General features: G+C 69.4%; 17 protein-coding genes. 2 read left to right on the forward strand and 15 right to left on the reverse strand.

Annotated elements, in window-relative coordinates; translation table 11 throughout:
- Nucleotides 1-57: 57 nt before the first annotated feature.
- The 13 genes from HGK68_RS03315 to HGK68_RS03375 all read right to left on the reverse strand — a co-directional run bounded on the left by HGK68_RS03315 (nt 58) and on the right by HGK68_RS03375 (nt 12,473).
- Nucleotides 58-837, reverse strand: a complete 780-nt coding sequence (locus HGK68_RS03315) for a prepilin peptidase (RefSeq protein WP_169164671.1) — start codon at nt 835-837, stop codon at nt 58-60.
- Nucleotides 834-1,502 (reverse strand): hypothetical protein, encoded by a 669-nt coding sequence (locus tag HGK68_RS03320; protein WP_169164672.1) that lies wholly within the window; start codon nt 1,500-1,502, stop codon nt 834-836. Before HGK68_RS03320 ends, HGK68_RS03315 begins: the two co-directional genes overlap by 4 nt.
- A complete protein-coding gene (locus HGK68_RS03325) occupies nt 1,499-2,185 on the reverse strand; it encodes a PilN domain-containing protein (protein WP_169164673.1) in 687 nt (228 codons plus the stop codon). The genes HGK68_RS03320 and HGK68_RS03325 overlap by 4 nt, the downstream gene beginning before the upstream one ends.
- Entirely contained in the window at nt 2,185-3,213 is a 1,029-nt protein-coding gene (gene pilM / locus HGK68_RS03330; protein WP_169164674.1) for a type IV pilus assembly protein PilM, read from the reverse strand. Before pilM ends, HGK68_RS03325 begins: the two co-directional genes overlap by 1 nt.
- Nucleotides 3,214-3,330: 117 nt before the next feature.
- Complete coding sequence (locus tag HGK68_RS03335; RefSeq protein WP_169164675.1) at nt 3,331-3,828, reverse strand: prepilin-type N-terminal cleavage/methylation domain-containing protein; 498 nt, start codon at nt 3,826-3,828, stop codon at nt 3,331-3,333.
- 110 nt (nt 3,829-3,938) lie between these two features.
- Nucleotides 3,939-5,165: a type II secretion system F family protein gene (locus HGK68_RS03340; RefSeq protein ID WP_169164676.1), complete on the reverse strand. Its 1,227-nt coding sequence runs from the start codon at nt 5,163-5,165 to the stop codon at nt 3,939-3,941.
- Nucleotides 5,165-6,277, reverse strand: a complete 1,113-nt coding sequence (locus tag HGK68_RS03345; RefSeq protein ID WP_169164677.1) for a type IV pilus twitching motility protein PilT — start codon at nt 6,275-6,277, stop codon at nt 5,165-5,167. Before HGK68_RS03345 ends, HGK68_RS03340 begins: the two co-directional genes overlap by 1 nt.
- A complete protein-coding gene (locus tag HGK68_RS03350) occupies nt 6,274-7,950 on the reverse strand; it encodes a GspE/PulE family protein (RefSeq protein ID WP_169164678.1) in 1,677 nt (558 codons plus the stop codon). The genes HGK68_RS03345 and HGK68_RS03350 overlap by 4 nt, the downstream gene beginning before the upstream one ends.
- Nucleotides 7,947-8,507, reverse strand: a complete 561-nt coding sequence (locus tag HGK68_RS03355; protein ID WP_343037008.1) for a GTP-binding protein — start codon at nt 8,505-8,507, stop codon at nt 7,947-7,949. The genes HGK68_RS03350 and HGK68_RS03355 overlap by 4 nt, the downstream gene beginning before the upstream one ends.
- Before the next feature lie 37 nt (nt 8,508-8,544).
- Nucleotides 8,545-8,904 (reverse strand): DUF742 domain-containing protein, encoded by a 360-nt coding sequence (locus HGK68_RS03360; protein WP_169164680.1) that lies wholly within the window; start codon nt 8,902-8,904, stop codon nt 8,545-8,547.
- Complete coding sequence (locus HGK68_RS03365; RefSeq protein WP_169164681.1) at nt 8,904-9,353, reverse strand: roadblock/LC7 domain-containing protein; 450 nt, start codon at nt 9,351-9,353, stop codon at nt 8,904-8,906. The genes HGK68_RS03360 and HGK68_RS03365 overlap by 1 nt, the downstream gene beginning before the upstream one ends.
- 37 nt (nt 9,354-9,390) lie before the next feature.
- Nucleotides 9,391-11,037, reverse strand: a complete 1,647-nt coding sequence (locus HGK68_RS03370) for a sensor histidine kinase (RefSeq protein ID WP_169164682.1) — start codon at nt 11,035-11,037, stop codon at nt 9,391-9,393.
- Nucleotides 11,038-11,258: 221 nt separating this feature from the next.
- A complete protein-coding gene (locus HGK68_RS03375) occupies nt 11,259-12,473 on the reverse strand; it encodes a DNA recombination protein RmuC (protein WP_169164683.1) in 1,215 nt (404 codons plus the stop codon).
- A gap of 53 nt (nt 12,474-12,526) precedes the next feature.
- On the opposite strand from HGK68_RS03375, the gene ychF reads away from it, so the two are divergent.
- A complete protein-coding gene (ychF, locus tag HGK68_RS03380; RefSeq protein WP_169164684.1) occupies nt 12,527-13,612 on the forward strand; it encodes a redox-regulated ATPase YchF in 1,086 nt (361 codons plus the stop codon).
- Nucleotides 13,613-13,760: 148 nt separating this feature from the next.
- Here the strand turns inward: ychF and HGK68_RS03385 are convergent, their stop codons facing one another.
- Both HGK68_RS03385 and HGK68_RS03390 read right to left on the reverse strand, forming a co-directional pair.
- Entirely contained in the window at nt 13,761-13,976 is a 216-nt protein-coding gene (locus HGK68_RS03385) for an isochorismatase family protein (RefSeq protein ID WP_169164685.1), read from the reverse strand.
- On the reverse strand, nt 13,976-14,404 hold the full coding sequence (locus tag HGK68_RS03390) for an iron chaperone (protein WP_169164686.1): 429 nt from the start codon (nt 14,402-14,404) through the stop codon (nt 13,976-13,978). The genes HGK68_RS03385 and HGK68_RS03390 overlap by 1 nt, the downstream gene beginning before the upstream one ends.
- 389 nt (nt 14,405-14,793) lie before the next feature.
- Here HGK68_RS03390 and HGK68_RS03395 point away from each other — a divergent pair, with 389 nt between their 5' ends.
- A complete protein-coding gene (locus HGK68_RS03395; RefSeq protein WP_246260554.1) occupies nt 14,794-16,599 on the forward strand; it encodes an ABC transporter family substrate-binding protein in 1,806 nt (601 codons plus the stop codon).
- The last annotated feature ends 120 nt before the right edge of the window (nt 16,600-16,719 follow it).

The following is a 16,719-nucleotide window of genomic DNA, read 5'->3' on the forward strand; positions in this document are numbered from 1 at the left end:
CCCGGATCCCACAGCGCCCGACCTGCACTCCGACCACCCGGTCCACGACCGCACGGCTTAGAACCCGATCAGGCCCAGGTACGCCGACCAGATCGACCGCCCCGCCACGATGCCCACCGCCGCGCCCAGCAGCATCCACGGCCCGAACGGGATCCCGCTGCCCTTCGTCGCCCGGCGCGCGATCAGCAGACTGACGGCGAACACCCCTCCGAGCACGAACCCGGCGAAACCACCGACCAGCAGCATCGGCCAGCCGAACCAGGTCAGGTACAGCCCGAGCAGCCCGGCGAGCTTCACGTCACCCAGCCCCATGCCGCCCGGGTAGACGAGCGCCACGACCAGGTAGAACCCGCACAGCGCCAGCCCGCCCAGCACCGCCCGCAGCAGCGCGCCCCAGTCGGACACCCCACCCGGGTTCCACGACGCCACCGCGAGCAGCAGCACCCCCACCCCGATAGACGGCAGCACGATCACATCCGGCAACCGGTGCACGTCCAGGTCGATCAGGGCCAGCGCCACCGACACCGCCACCAGGAAGAGCAGCGCCGGCAGCGACCAGGACGCTCCGGTCCACCGGGCGGTCAGCGCGAACAGGACGGCCGTCCCGGCTTCGACCAGCGGATACCGCGCACTGATCGGCCCCCGGCAGTCCCGGCACCGGCCCCGCAGAACCAGCCAGGACAGCACCGGGATGTTGTCCCAAGCCCGGATCCGGTGGCCGCAGCGCGGGCACGCACTGCGGGGGAGCAGCGACCCGTGCTCCGGGACCCGATGCACCACCACATTGAGGAACGACCCGACCAGCAGCCCGAACACCCCGGCGAGCAGCGGGATCATTCGGTCGTCGACGTCTGGCTCGGCGTGGTGTCGGCGGACTCGGTGGCTGTGGGAGCTGCCGCCTCGGCGTTCAGCACGTAGGCGTAACCGGTGATGTCGAAGGTCGACGTGCCGTCCGCGTCCACGGTGCCCCAGGACAGTGACGACAGCAGGAACAGTCGCTGATCGCCACTCTGCAGGCCACCGGCATAGGCCTGGGCCTGGTCGAAGTTCCCGAGCACCGTCAGCGACACCGGGACCGCGAACATCCCGGCCGGCGGCGCGGGCAGGGCCGGAGCCGCGGTGCCCGCCGGGCTGTCGGGCAGGACGAAGGACTCCGTGACCGCCGACGGTTCCCCGATGGTCACCGCCTGGACGGTGGCACCGGAGGACGCGGCCAGGCTGTCCAGCAGCCGGGCGAACTCGGGCAGCGCGATGTCACTGGGGAACTGCGCGTTCAGCGTCGCCAGCTCCGCGTTCAGCTCGTCACGGCGCTGCGCGTCGGCCGCCAACCCGTTGACCTGGATCTGCAGCAGCGAGTTCGCGTCCTCGGTGGTGGTCTGCTCCTCGTTGAGGGCACTGATCGAGGTCATCCGGGGCGACAGCACCAGCAACCACGCGGCAGCCGCCAGCACGAGCGCGACCAGCGCGGTCCCGGCGATCCATGTGGTGCGGTTGGCGTTCACGAGGCGTCCTCCAGGTAGGCACGGGACAGTGCCTCGACATTGATCACGACCGACGACGAGACCGTGTAGTAGCTGGGCCCGCCGTCATCGCCCGTGGTGAGCGTGGCGCTCCCGAACACCGCGTCCATGAACCCGGGGATGCCGTTCAGCGCCTCCAACCAGGCAGCGGTGTCCGGCAGCGACGAGAGCTGCATGGTGAACTCGATGCTCCCGATGCCCTGGGTCGCCAGCGGTGACGTGGCGGTGAAGCCGTTCCCGTCCATGGGGGTGGTGCCGGTGGCCGAGAACGAGGTGATCGTTCCCTCGGCCGGGAGCGCCGCCTCGATCTTCGCGATCAGGTCGACCCACGTGATCTCGGTGCCCATCCCGGCTCGCACGGCGGTCTCCGCCTGCGTGATGTCGGACTTGAGCGCCGAGATGTCGGCATACCGTTCCAGCTCACCCTGCAAGCGGTCGGACTCGTCGCTCGCCAGATCGACCGCATGCTTCGCCTGGGTCTCGGCGATCACGCTGTACCCGCAGACCAACGCCAGGATCGCGGCGAACACGACCATCCCGAGGAACAGCTTGCTCCGCAGGATGCGCAGTTCCTCCGCGGCCCGGGCCGATGCCGGGAGCAGGTTGACGCCCTGGGTGGTGTAGTCGATCACCAGCGGGCCGGCCGTCGACGTCTTCTTCGCCATCAGGCAGCCGCCCCCTGGGCCAGGCCGACGGCGACCGGCAGCACCGGCTGCCGGTCGGCGGCCACCCCGGCGTTCGGACCCACCACCGTCTGACCGAAGGCCATCGGCACTCCGAGCTGGGTGGCGAGCTGCTGCCCGAGCCCCGGCACCAGACTGCCCCGGCCGGTCAGCAGCACCCGGTTCAACGGCCGACCGGTCGACCCGGTGTAGAACGAGAAGCTCGCCCGGATCGACTCGCCCAGCGACTGGATCCGGCGCCGCATCGTCTCCTGCGCCGGCACGAGTTCGGGATTCTGCGCGGGGGCCACCCCCACCGAGCGCTTCACCTGCTCGGCCTGCTGCTCGCTGACGGCCATCGCCTGCTGCACGGCATGGGTCAGATCGTCCGAACCGGTCGGCAGAGTGCGGTACTGCCGCAGCAGCCCCTGGTCCGTCACCACGATGTCGGTGATGTTCGACCCGATGTCCACCACCCCGACCACCTCCTGCGCCAACGGTCCGTGCACCAGCGACCGGGCCAGTGCGAAGGCGTTCAGATCCACCCGGCTCGGGGTCAGCCCGGCCGCCGCCACCGCCGAGGTGTTCGCCTCCACCGTCTCCTCCGGCGCGGCGATCAACATCCCGTCGACGGTGCCGTCGCCTGCCATCGACACCGGGTGGAAGTCCAACAGGCACTCCTCGACGGCCACCGGGAGCAGGTCCTGCACCGGCGCGTACCGCAACGACCCGCGCAGCTGATCCAACGGCATCGCCGGCAGATTCAGCTCGCGCACGAACACCCGCTGGTTCCCGACCCCCAGCACCACCGACCGGGTACTGAACCGCTCGCGCTTCCACAGCGACCGCACCGCGGCGGTCACCGCACCGGCGCGCGCGACCTCGCCGTCACGCATGGCGCCGGCGTCGAGCGGCTCCTCGCCGAACTTCACCAGACGGGGGGCATTGCCACGCCCACCGGAGAGCTCGATCTCCGCGGCTCGGACAGCGCGGCTGCCCAGGTCGAGGCCGACCACACGGGTCTTGGCCATGGGGGTCCTTTCTGTCAGGGGGTGTCAGGGGAGGGGAGTGCTGCATTGCCGGATGAGCGCGGGAGTCGGACCGCGACGATGGTGCGAGCCGACTCCCACACACAGCGGGGAATGCGATCAGTTGTTGATGTTGGTCGAGGTGTCGCCCGCGACGTCCTGGCACTTGCCCTGCTTCAGGCCGCCGGTCGCGGAGTACTGCCAGTTCTTGTTCTGACCGTTCTCGGCGTGGACCCAGACGCACCAGTTGTCCCGGCTCAGGGTTCCACCTGCCGGGATCGTCACGACGTTCTGCACCGCAACGCCGTCAGAAACGGCACCCAGGTCCTGATCGGTCACACCCGTTCCGGTCGCTGTCATCGAGTAGTGGCCGCCCTGCGAACCCGTGATGGTGATTTTTGTCGGCTGGCTGTCCACGAACACCGTGGCAATCTCCTTGCCCAGGGTCGACACATCGGACTTCGCCGCGGTGTCGACGGCCTTCTGCCGCTGGCTCATGAACATCGGGATGGCAATCGCCGACAGGATGCCGATGATGATGATCGCGACCAGCAGCTCGATCAGGGAGAAGCCGGACTCCCGGTCGCTGTCGATGCGCTCGTTGATGCGTCGAAGCATGAGAAACTCACTCACATTCGTTGTCGTCGTGTGTTGATTTGCCGGTGAAGACGGCACCCCTCGCGCACCGGGGACCGGCGCCCCCGATGCGGCCAAACGGAAACAGTGCGTTATTGCACCGTGTCCGACATCGTGAAGATCGGCATGTACAGCGCGATCAGCATGGCCCCGACAATGACGCCGATAAAGACGATCATCAGGGGTTCGAGAATGCTGGAGAGTGCGGCGGCCGTGGTGTCGACCTCGGCGTCGTAGAAATCCGCGACCTTCGTCAGCATCACGTCGAGCGATCCGGAGTCCTCGCCGACTGCCACCATCTGGCGGAGCATCGTCGGGAAGATCTCTTCCTTCTCGATCGCGGTGGCCAACGGGACGCCGGTGCGGACCGCCTCGCGCACCCGGTCCACTGCCTGCTCGATCACCAGGTTCCCGGCGGTGCCACCGACCGTCTCCAGCGCCGGGACGATGGGGACGCCGACCCGGACCATCGTCGCCAGGTTGCGGGCGAAGCGGGCCATGCCGACCTTCTGCTGCAGGACGCCGAAGATCGGCGCCTTCAGCTTGATCGGGTCGACCTTCTCCCGGACGGCGATGTCGTGGCCGTGGTTGCGCCACCACCAGATCCCGACGCCGATGCCGATGGCGATCGGAATCCCGCCGACCCGGATGAACGCGGCTGCTTTCACCAGGATCTGGGTGGCCCAGGGGAGGTCGGCCCCGGCGTCGGCGAAGATGCCCTCGAACACCGGCACGATGAACAGCAGCATCGCGGTGACGGCGACCACCGCCATGATCAGGATGACGACCGGGTAGACCATCGCGCCCTTCACCGCCTGCTTGAGGGCGAGTTCGCGTTCCAGGATGGTGGCGACCGCGCTGAGTGCCTCGGCCATGAACCCGCCGCTCTCGCCGGCTTTGACCATCGCCAACGTGACCGGTGTGAACACCTTGGGGTGCTTCGCCATCGCCACCGACAGTTCGAGACCGTCGGCGACGTCCTGGGCCACCGGTTCCAGGATCGTCGCCAGCGGCTGTCCCTCGGACTGCAGCTGCAACACCGTCAGCGCACGCGGCAGGCTCAGCCCGGCGTCCACCATCGTGGCGAGTTGTCGCAGGGCCAGTGCCACGTCCTTCGGCTTGGCCCGCTTGCTCCCGATGGTGATCTCGCGGTTCAGACCCGAGGTCGAGACCGGGGTGATCGTGGTGGCCGACAGTCCGAGTTCCCGTAGTCGCGCGGCGACAGCCTGTTCGCTCGGCGCTTCGATCCGCCCGGTGAGCGGCTTCCCATCCTTGCCGAGAACCGTGTACTCGTAGCTCTGTGCCTGGGCGGTGGCCATCAGTAGCCACCCCCGGCGGTGCCACGGCCCTGGACGACGTGCGTCGAGTGCCCGGTCATCTGGGCCAGCTGGTCGACCTGGCGCGCCCGGGACACCGCCTCGTCGAAGGTGATGTCGCCGCTGCGCACCAGCGTCGCGAGCGACTGGTCCAGCGTGTGCATGCCCTCGTCCGAGCCGGAGTGCAGCACCGAGTACAGCTGGTGCATCCGGCCGTCGCGGATCAGCGCGCGGACTGGATTGTTCGCCACCAGGATCTCGGTGGCGATCGCGCGGCCCATCCCGTCGGCCTTCCGACAGAGCGTCTGCGACACGATTCCCTGCAACGCGTTCGCCAGCTGGGTGCGGACCTGGGTCTGCTGGTCGGAGGGGAACTCGTCGACCACACGGTTGATGCTGGAGGCGGCGTCCTGGGTGTGCAGCGTGCCGAACACCAGGTGCCCGGTCTCGGCCGCCCGCAGCGCGATGGAGATGGTCTCGGCGTCCCGCATCTCGCCGATCACGATGATGTCCGGGTCCTGGCGCAGCGCGTGCACCAGGGCGGCGGCGAAGGAGTGGGTGTCGGTGCCGACCTCGCGCTGGGTGACGATGCACCGGCGCGAGCGGTGCAGGAACTCGATCGGGTCCTCGATCAGCACGATGTGATCGCTGCGGGTGCTGTTCGCCAGATCGATCAGCGAGGCCATCGTGGTCGACTTGCCGGAGCCGGTGGGCCCGGTGACCAGCACCAGACCGCGCGGGAGTCCGGCGAAGCGCTCCACCACCCGCGGGACCCCGAGCTCGTGCAACGGCTTGATGACCGACGGGATGATGCGGAAGGCCGCGCCGAGCCCGTCCCGCTGCTGGTAGTAGTTCACCCGGAAGCTGGTGCCCTGGGGGATGGTGTGCGAGAAGTCGAGTTCGAGGTCGTCGTCGAATCGCCCTCGCTGCCGCTCGGACAGGATGCCGAGCAGGGTGTCGCGCAGCACCTCGTCGGTCAGCACCGGCCATTCCGGGGCGGGCGCCATCGATCCGTGGACGCGGAAGGCGGGCGGCAGCCCGGCGGCCAGGTGCACGTCGGAGGCCCCCGCGGTCACCGCCTGCCCCAGCAGTGTGTCGAGGTCGATCGTCGTCATGCGACCACCCGCAGCACCTCGTCGAGCGAGGTGAGCCCCGCCGCAGCCTTCTGCCACCCGTCGGTGCGCAGCGTGGACATCCCGTTGCGCAGCGCGGCGTTCGTGATGTCCCCGACCGGGGCGTGGGTCAGGGCGAGCCGCTCGATGTCCTCGTTCATCGTCATCACCTCGTGCAGCGCGACGCGGCCTCGATAACCAGTGTTCGAGCAGGCCACGCACCCACCCGGCCGGTACAGCTCGGGCAGCGGTTCGCCCTCCAGCCAGGGGAACCCGGCCGCCTGCAGCTCCTGCGGGGTCGGCACGTAGGGCTCCCGGCAGCGACCGCACAGCCGACGGGCGAGCCGCTGGGCGACCACGCAGTCGAGTGCGGAGCCGACCAGGTACGGCTCGATCCCCATCTCGACCAGTCGGGTCACCGCCGAGGGCGCGTCGTTGGTGTGCAGCGTGGACAGCACCAGGTGGCCGGTCAATGCGGCTTCGACCGCGATCTGCGCCGTCTCGTGGTCGCGGATCTCACCGAGCAGCACCACATCGGGGTCCGAGCGCAGGATCGAGCGCAGCGCTCCGGCGAACGTCAGGCCCGCCTTGGGGTTCACCTGCACCTGGTTGATCCCCGGCAACCGGTACTCGACCGGGTCCTCGACGGTGATCACGTTGATCTCCGGCTTGGACACCGCGTTCAGCGTCGCGTACAGGGTGGTCGACTTGCCCGAACCCGTCGGACCGGTGACCAGGATCATCCCGTAGGGCTTGGTGTACGACTGCTGGTAGGTCGCGAGGTTGTGATCGAGGAATGCCAGGTCCGTGAGGTCCAGCGACGCGGTGGAGTTGTCCAGGATGCGCATGACGATCTTCTCGCCCCACACCGTGGGCAGCGTCGCCACGCGGAGGTCGATCTTCTTGCCCTCGTGGGTGACCGACATCCGGCCGTCCTGCGGCTTGCGCTTCTCGGCGATGTCGATGTCGGCGAGGATCTTGATCCGGGAGATGACACCGGCCGAGATCTGCTTGGGTGCCCGCTGCATCTCGTGCAGCACCCCGTCGATCCGGTAGCGCACCCGTAGGTCGTGCTCGGTCGGTTCGACGTGGATGTCGGAAGCGCGGTCGGAGATCGCCTGGGTCACCAGCAGATCCACGTAGCGCACCACCGGGCTGTCCTCGGTGACGGACTCGCCGACCATCGACAGGTCCGTGTCATCGGCCGTCGCCGCTGCACTGCTCATCGAATGGCCGATGCCGGCGATCTCCGAGTCCGAGCGGATGTTCCGGTTGATTGCCCGGCCCAGTGCCGCGGCGGTGGCGAGCACCGGGACGACCTCGGTGCCGAGCACCGCCTTCGCGTCGTCGAGGGCGAGGACGTTGCCGGGGTTCGCGGTGGCGACCAGCACGGCATCGCCCTCGCGCCCGATCGCCAGGATCGAGTGACGGCGGCAGAGTCGCTCGGGCAGCAGACCCGCGGTCGAGGGGTCGACCAGGTACTCGTCCAGGTCCACGAACCGCAGGCCGGCCTGCTCGGCCAGAGCGGACATCAGCTGAGCCTCGGGGACGAGACCGTCCTCGAGCAGTGCCTGGACGAGGCCACGGCCGTTGAGCTGCTCCGGGCTGGAGGCCCGTTGCAGATCGGTCGGCGAGACGATGCCGCGCTCGACCAGGATGTCGGCGAGGTGGGTCATGACACGTTCCTTTGCGGGGCAGGGGTGGTGACGCCGGGCGCGAGGCGGTTCATCGCGTGGGCGACCACCTGGATCAGGGAGTCCTTGGTCGCTTCCCGGGACCGTGCGTCGGTGTAGAACAGCGGCACGTCGGGGCCGACGGCGAGGGCGCCGCGGATGTCGGCGAGCGTGTGGCGTGCGAGGCCGTCGAAGCAGTTCACGGCGACCACGAACGGCAGCCCGCGGGACTCGAAGTAGTCGACGGCACCGAAGCTCTGTTCCAGCCGCTCGCTGTCGACCAGCACCACCGCGCCGACGGCACCGCGGGCGATGTCGTCCCACATGAACGCGAACCGGTCCTGACCCGGGGTGCCGAACAGGTACAGCCACAGTCCGTTGGACAACGTGATCCGCCCGAAGTCCATCGTCACGGTGGTCGAGTCCTTGCCCGGCACCGCGTCGAGTTCGGCGGCCAGGGCGGACATCGCCACCTCGGTGCTGATCGGCTCGATGTCGGAGATGGACTCGATGAAGGTGGTCTTCCCGGCCCCGAAGCCACCGGCGACGACGATCTTCACGACCGCCGGTGCCGTCGACTGATGCGGCCGGCGCCGCTCAGAGGTCGTGGATGCCATCGAGCACACTCGCGAGAAGAGTCAGTTGCGCGGCGACGTCGCCCGTCGGTGCGGGGGTCAGCGAGGTCGGGCCGAGCAGCCGCACGACCCCGGTGTTCACGAGGTCGAGGGTGAGCACCTGAGCGGTGCCGAGCGGCACGTCGAGATGGCCCGCCAGCTCGGCGACCGTCAGGTACGAGTTGCCCAGCACCCGCAGCACCTCGGCGACCTGTCCGGTATGGGGGAGCGCGGCGATCTCGGTGTCGGCGACCAGGAGCGTGTCCAGGGCGACGCCCGGTGCTGCCAACCGGCCACCGGTGCGCACGTAGGGGCGCACCTCGGACGGAGCGACGGCGCGCATCAGACCATCACCTGCCGGGTCGGGCCGTCCACCGGCAGCGCATGACGCAGGCTGGCGGCGAGCTGCGGGGTGAGGAGGGTGTCCGTCTTCTTGGCCAGCAGGGCCATCGTGTAGCCGACCGTGCCGATGTCGGCGGTCGCGTCGGTGCCGAAGGCGAAGATCGAGCCGTCGCGAAGCGTCATCAGCACCAGGGCGCCGGAGTCGTACTCCACCACCGCCTGCTCCACCACGGTTCCGTCCACCAGGCGTGCAGCACCCCGGGCGAGGCCGGACATCCCGGAGGCGACGGCCGCGAGCTGGTCGCCGGCTGTCCGGTCGACACTGGTCGAGGCGGTGATCAGCAGGCCGTCCCCGGAGGCGAGGACGCCGAATCGCACACCCTTGAGGTGCCGCACGGTGTCGTCGATGAGCTGCGGGAGCGTCGTCGGCGAGGGCGGTGAGTCGGGCACGGTGCTTCCTCGGGATCGATGCGGACGGGTGGCGGTGTCAGTCACGGGACCGGCGGCCCCGGCCGACACCGGATCGGAAGGAGGAGAAGCGGCCGCGCACCGTGTCCGGATCGCGGTCCGCGGGCCCGGCGCCGACCGGCTGCAGTTCCGGTGCGGGGGCCGGTGTCCGGGGCTGCAGCTCGCTGGGCGAGGCCGGTGCAGCAGGGCTGTAGCCGGACAGCCGACTCAGTTCTGCCAGGACCTCGTCCCGGACCGACGACGACGCGGTAGCGCTGACACCGGCACCCGCGGGGACGATCCAGCCGTCCTGCGGTGCCTGCTGGGTGCTCGGCATCGGGTCGAAGGTGCCCAGCGACGAGGGTGCCGCTGCCACCGGTTCGCCGAACCCGAACTCGGGGGCGGGGCTCGGGGCGCCGGCGGTGTGGGTCGGCTGCTCGAAGCCGGACGACACGGGTGCGAAGGCGGGACCGGGCAGTTCCACCGGCGGGGCGGGGACGACCGGGGTCGACTCGGCGGAGATCAGGGCGTCGAAGCTCGGTTCGGCCAGGCTCGCATGCGGGGTGACCGGTTCGATCGGCTGCGGTGCGGCAGGACTCCCGAACGTGGCGTCCACGGGCGACGGGCCGGACGTGCCGAGACCCGCGGTGCCGAAGGGGTTGTCGGCCAGGGCCGGTTCCCAGGTCGGCGCGGCGGGCTGCGCCGGGACGCTCGGCGTCGGCTCGATCTCGGCGCGGTGGTGGCCGACGCTCGCTCGTTGCAGCAGCAGGCGTCCTGGCACAGCAACACGGGCCGTGGTGCCGGTGGGAGTCGAATCGAGGGTGATCGAGCAGCCGAGGCGGTGGGCCTGACGTCCGGCCACCAGGAGCCCGGTGGCGCCGGTCGTCGACGATCGGCGGCCGGTGAGGGCGTCCTGTGCGGCGGTGAGGGTGGTGGCGTCCATCCCGCCGCCGAGGTCGCTGATCGTCATGACCAGACCGTCGGCCGCAGGCTCAACCCGTGCCGTCACGGGAGTGCTCGCGGGTGCGAACCGGGTGGCGTTGTCGAGCAGCTCGGCCAACAGATGCGACAACGGGGCGACGTGATCGGCGTGGATCATCGGGTCGATCTGCGCATCGACCTCAACCCGCGCGTACTCCTCGATCTGGGCGCAGGCGGCACGGAGGGTCGCGGTCGCGGTCAGGTCCTCGGTCGCGCGCCGCTCCGGCGCCAGGTCAGCCAGCACCAGGGCGGACTCGGCACCGCGGCGCAGCCGCAGGGTGAGGTTGTCGATCTGGAACAGGACGGCGAGCTGGTTCTCCCGGTCCTCGCGCTTCTCGAGGCCGTCGAGCAGTTCGAGCTGGCGGGCGAGGAGGCCGAGCTGATGGTTCATCGTCGCGATGCCGACGCTCGGACCAGCGGTGGATCCGGTGGCGCCCGTCGCGGTGTCCGTAGGGGCCTGGACCGGTGCGTCGAAGGCGACCGACGGCCAGGAGGCGGTGGCTTCCGGCTGGTGGCTCTCCGGGGTTGCCGCGTCTGCGGCCAGGACCCGGGAGCCCGAGCGTCGCGGTGCTCCGGACTTCTCCAGGTGCCGGACCCGGCTGATGAGTCGGGCCTGAACGGCGACGACGGCCAGGCTGATCAGGGTCAGGCCGGCCAGTACGCCGATGAGGTAGGGCATGTCCATGTGCGCCTGGCCCTTTCGCATGAGTGGTCGTGGTCGAGAGGCCGCACCCTGCGGGGAACAGGGAGGCGGCGGTCTCGACGACGCCTCGTGCGGCAGTCGCCCAGTGAAGTCATGGGATGCCCACCCCTACAGGGACGGGTCGGTCATTGCGTAGCGATCACGCCGGCCCTGAGTGGGGCGTTCGGCGAATTTGAGTGGGTACCTAGCGGATCGTTCTGGCACCGCACCTACCGGGGTCAGTGCTATTGATCGGTAGCACCGTCGAACCGGTGGTGGACCGGCGCGGGGGTGTCCAGCGGGGCGTCGACGACCTGGAGGTCGGCGAACCGTCGTGCGCTCACCAGGACCCTGGATTCCAGGGAGGCGACCGACTGGTTGTAGGCCACCGCCGCCGCGTCCAGGCTGCGGCCGATCTTGCCCAGATGGCCGCTGAACGTGGCGAGCCGACCGTGCAGTTCCTTGCCGAGGTCCAGCACCGCCTGCGCGTTGTCCGCCAGCGCGTCCTGCTTCCAGGCGTAGGCCACCGTGCGCAACAGGGCCAGCAGGGTCATCGGGGTCGCGATCACCACGCCCTGCTCGAACGCCCGCTCGACGATCGCCGGGTCCTGGTCCAGGGCCGCGTGCAGGAACGCCTCGGCCGGCACGAACATCACCACGAACTCCGGCGCCGGACCGAACTGGTCCCAGTACCGCTTGGCGGCCAGCTGGTCGACGTGCCGCCTCAGTTGGGTGGCGTGCGCCGCCAGCCGTCGCTCCCGCTCGTGCGGCTCGGTCGCCTCCACCGCCTCCAGGAAGCCGAGGAACGCCACCTTGGCGTCCACCACGATCCGCTTGCCCCCGGCCAGATGCACCACCAGGTCCGGGCGCAGCAGGCCGTCGTCGGTCCGGACCTGTTCCTGCTCCACGAAGTCGACGTGCGGCACCATCCCTGCCGCCTCCACCACCCGGCGCAGCTGCACCTCGCCCCAGCGGCCGCGGACCTGCGAGGCGCGCAGGGAGGTCGCCAGTCGGTTGGTCTGCTCGCGCAGCTCGTTCGCCTCGATCCGCATCAGTCGGACCTGCTCGCCGATCGCGGCAGCCCCTTCCGCCCGCGCCTGCTCGGCGGCACGGAGCTCCGCCCGGACCGCGTCCAGGGTGCGCGCCATCGGATCGACCATCGACCGCACCGCCTGCTCGCGTTGGGCCAGCTCCCCGTTCTGCTCCTGGTGCCGCGCCGCCAACGACTGGTGAGCCAGCGCCAGGAACTGCTCCGAACTCTGGCTCAGGGCGTCGGCGGCCAGCGCCCGGAATCGCTCGCCGTCGTCCGGGCGCGCGGTCTCGGCCACCGCACGCCACCGTGCGGCCTCCACCTCGGCCCGTCGCAGGCGATCGGCGGATCGGCCCTGCGCCACGAACCAGCCGATCAGCACACCGACCGCCAGGCTCCCGACCAGCGCGAACACCAGGGAGAACGTCATGGTCAGCACCCTGCCAGCACCCACCGACATCCGGCCCCGTAGGATGGACTCCCGTGGCACTCACCATCGGCATCGTCGGCCTGCCCAACGTCGGCAAGTCCACCCTCTTCAACGCCCTGACCCGCGCGCAGGTGCTCGCGGCGAACTACCCGTTCGCCACCATCGAGCCGAACGTCGGCGTGGTCCCGCTGCCCGACCCGCGGCTGAACACCCTGGCGGAGATCTTCGGCAGCCAGAAGATCCTGCCCGCGACCGTGTCCTTCGTGGACATCGCCGGGATCGTCAAGGGCGCGAGCGAGGGGGAGGGGCTGGGCAACCAGTTCCTCGCCAACATCCGTGAGGCCGACGCGATCTGCCAGGTCACCCGCGCCTTCGCCGACCCCGACGTCGTGCACGTGAACGGCCGGGTCGACCCCAAGGACGACATCGAGACCATCGCCACCGAGCTGGTGCTCGCCGACCTCCAGACCCTGGAGAAGGCGATCCCGCGGCTGGAGAAGGAGGTGCGCGGCAAGAAGGCCGATCCCGCCGACCTCGCCGCCGCCCAGGCTGCGCTCAAGGTGCTGGAGACCGGACAGACCCTGTTCCAGGGTGCCAAGGCCGCCGGGCTCGACCTCGCCGACGTCGCGGGCCTGCAGCTGATGACCGCGAAGCCGTTCATCTACGTCTTCAACACCGATGACGCGGGCCTCGCCGACACCGCCATGCAGGACGAACTGCGTGCGCTCGTCGCCCCCGCCGACGCGATCTTCCTGGACGCCAAGTTCGAGTCCGAGCTGGTCGAGCTGGACGAGGACGAGGCGCGGGAGATGCTGACCGAGAACGGGCAGGAGGAGTCCGGCCTGGACCAGCTCGCGCGGGTCGGCTTCCACACCCTCGGCCTGCAGACCTACCTCACCGCCGGTCCCAAGGAGTCCCGCGCCTGGACCATCCACCAGGGCTGGACCGCCCCGCAGGCGGCCGGTGTGATCCACACCGACTTCCAGAGGGGCTTCATCAAGGCCGAGGTCATCTCCTTCGAGGACCTGGTCGAGGCCGGCTCCGTCGCCGCCGCGCGTGCCGCTGGTAAGGCGCGGGTGGAGGGCAAGGACTACGTGATGGTCGACGGGGACGTGGTGGAGTTCCGCTTCAACGTGTGAACAGCTCGGCGGGGTCGCTCACCACGCGACCTCGTCGGCCGCCACCGCCCGCACCACCTGCCCCGGGTACCGCAGACCCCGGAAACAGTGATGGTGCTGGGCGATCACGTCCTCGGCGCGGACCACGCCGTCCGCGGTGGGCACGTCCTCAGAACACCAGGTGGTCAGCCGCGTTGAGGGCCAGCGCCCATCCCGCCGACCCTCGTTCCAGCCCCGACCCCTCGTGCTGCACCCAGACGACCGGCACTCCGGCGGCCCGGGCACGGTCGGGCAGGGGCCGGGTGGCGTCCAGCACCGAAGCCAACCGGACGCAGCCGTCCAGGACGCCCTCCTGCCGGTCGACGACGACCAGAGCGTCCGGCATCAGCCGACGGCCCGCACGATCAACTCGGCGATCCGCTGCTCGTCCTGCGGCCGCAGGCTCGTGATCGCGTAGGAGTTCGGCCACATGGTGCCCTCGTCCAGGGCCGCGACGTCGTTGAAGCCGAGGGTCGAGTACCGGGCCTTGAACTTGCTCGACGGCTGGAAGAACAGCAGCACCTTGCCGTTCTTGGCGTAGGCGGGCATGCCGTACCAGGTGCGGTGGCTGAGGGTGGGCGCGTGCTCGACGACCAGGGCGTGGATCCGCTCCGCGATCGCGCGGTCGTCGTCGGGGAGCTCGGCGATCTTGTCGAGCAGGTCCTGTGCGGGGTCGGTTGACTTCTTCTTGCGCATCTCCGCCGCGCGTTCCTTCATCGCCTGGCGTTCCTCGGCGGTGAACTGCTCGACGTCCTCGTCACGCTTGGCGTTCATGGTCCGGTCCTCTCGGGGATGCAGCCGACCGGCACATCGTAGGGCGGGGGGTCCTCGTCGCGAGGTCGATAGCACATGCGACCGAGCTGCCGCTGGGCGGGGCGGGATTTCGACCGACTGTCGAGACGGTCGCGTGGCGAGTCGGCATGTTTCTGGTGTGTTTCCACCCTGTGTCGTCTCGAATACTGGACACTACTGCTCAGTATCGATCCGGTAACGATCACCCTCTGAACCGCACTGTGTCCGTTTTGTCCCAGGTCGGCTCACTAGCGTGTCCACATCCATGGCGGGACCGTGCGTCCGCCGCGCCCAGCATCACGGGGCGTCGGCGAGTGTCGGGCGCCACCTTTTCAGGAGGAACATTGAAGATCAGGCGAATTGGAGCCGCAGTGGCGGCCGTCGCGGCGGGCGCCCTGGTGCTCACCGCGTGCTCGGGCCCCGACACCGGCTCCGAGATCAGCGAGACCACGTCGGTCAACGTGGGCTGGAACGAGCCGTTCCGCTCCACCAACAACCTGACGGCGAACGGCAACGCCACGGCGAACGCCAACATCATCTACCTGACCACCTCGTTCTTTAACTACTACGACGGTGACCTGAACCTCGCGAAGAACGAGGACTTCGGCACCTACGAGGTGACCAGCGAGGACCCGCTGACCGTCAAGTACACGGTCAACGAGGGTGTCGAGTGGTCGGACGGCACGCCGGTCGACGCTGCGGACATGATCCTGTTCTGGGGCGCCCAGAACGACGGCTTCGACACCGTCGCGGGCGACGAGCTCGAGACCGACGCCGACGGCAACCCGGTCGTGGGCGACGGCGACGTCTACTTCGACTCCTCCTCCCCGGCGATGACCGCCGTCTCCCAGTTCCCGGAGATCGGCGACGACGGCCGCTCGGTCACCTTCGTCTACGACGAGCCGCGCTCCGACTGGGAGAACGGCATGAACCAGCCGTCCCCGGTCGCCGCGCACGCCGTGGCGAACATCGCCCTCGGCATCGAGGACCCGACCGAGGGCAAGCAGGCCATCGAGGACGCGTTCAAGAACAAGGACAACGCGGCTCTGGCCAAGATCGCCGACGCGTGGACCAACGCGTTCAACTTCACCTCGATGCCGGACAACCCGCTGCTGTACCTGTCCTACGGGCCGTACATCATCAGCGACTACGTCGAGGGCCAGTCCCTGACCCTGAAGCGCAACGAGAACTTCGGCGACTGGGGCCCGAACCCCAAGGTCGACGCGATCACCATCCGTTACTCGGAGGACCCGCTGGCCTCGGTCACCGCGCTCCAGAACGGTGAGGTCGACCTGATCGCCCCGCAGTCCTCGGTGGACGTGCTGTCCACCCTGGAGACCCTGGACAACGTCTCGTACACCACCGCCCCTGAGGGCACCTACGAGCACGTCGACCTGACCTTCAACAACGGTGGCCCGTTCGACCCGGCGACCTACGGTGGCGACGCCGAGAAGGCCCGCATGGTCCGCGAGGCGTTCCTCAAGACGATCCCGCGCCAGGAGATCATCGAGAAGCTGATCAAGCCGCTGCAGGACGACGCGACCACCCGTGACTCCCAGCTGTACGTGCCGGGCTCCCCGGACTACGACACGGTGATCGCGGACAACGGCTCCGACATGTGGGCCGACGTCGACATCGAGGGTGCCAAGGCGCTGCTCGCCCAGGCCGGCGTCACCACCCCGGTGGACGTGCGCTTCCTGTACGGCAAGTCCAACGTGCGTCGTGCCAACGAGTACCAGCTGATCTCGGCGTCCGCGACGCAGGCCGGCTTCAACGTGATCGACAACGGTGACGACACCTGGGGCACCATCCTGGGTAACGGCTCCTACGACGCGGCGCTCTTCGGCTGGCAGTCCACCTCGACCAACGTCCTGAACGCCGAGGCGAACTACATCACCGGCGGCCAGAACAACTACGGCGGCTACTCCAACCCGGAGATCGACGACCTGTGGTCGCAGATCGCGGTGAGCACCGACGACGACCAGACCGTCGGCCTGGCGACTCAGGTGGAGCAGAAGCTGAACCAGGACGCCTTCGGTGTCACCATCTTCCAGTTCCCGGGTGTGGTCGCGAACCGCGACGTCCTGCAGGGCGTCTCGAGCATCGCGCTCTCCCCGACGATCTTCTGGAACTACTGGGACTGGGAGATCAGCGCGTCCGACTCGGCCACCGAGTGACGTTCTGACCCAGATCTAGCGCTACGGCACGGGGGTACCGCGGCACCCGCCGCGGTACCCCCTCTGCTGTGCCTGATCTGCATCTTTACCCGCCCAGGGAGGACCGTCCCAGCGCCGGTG

Source organism: Cellulomonas taurus (assembly GCF_012931845.1).
Taxonomy (GTDB): Bacteria; Actinomycetota; Actinomycetes; order Actinomycetales; family Cellulomonadaceae; genus Cellulomonas; species Cellulomonas taurus.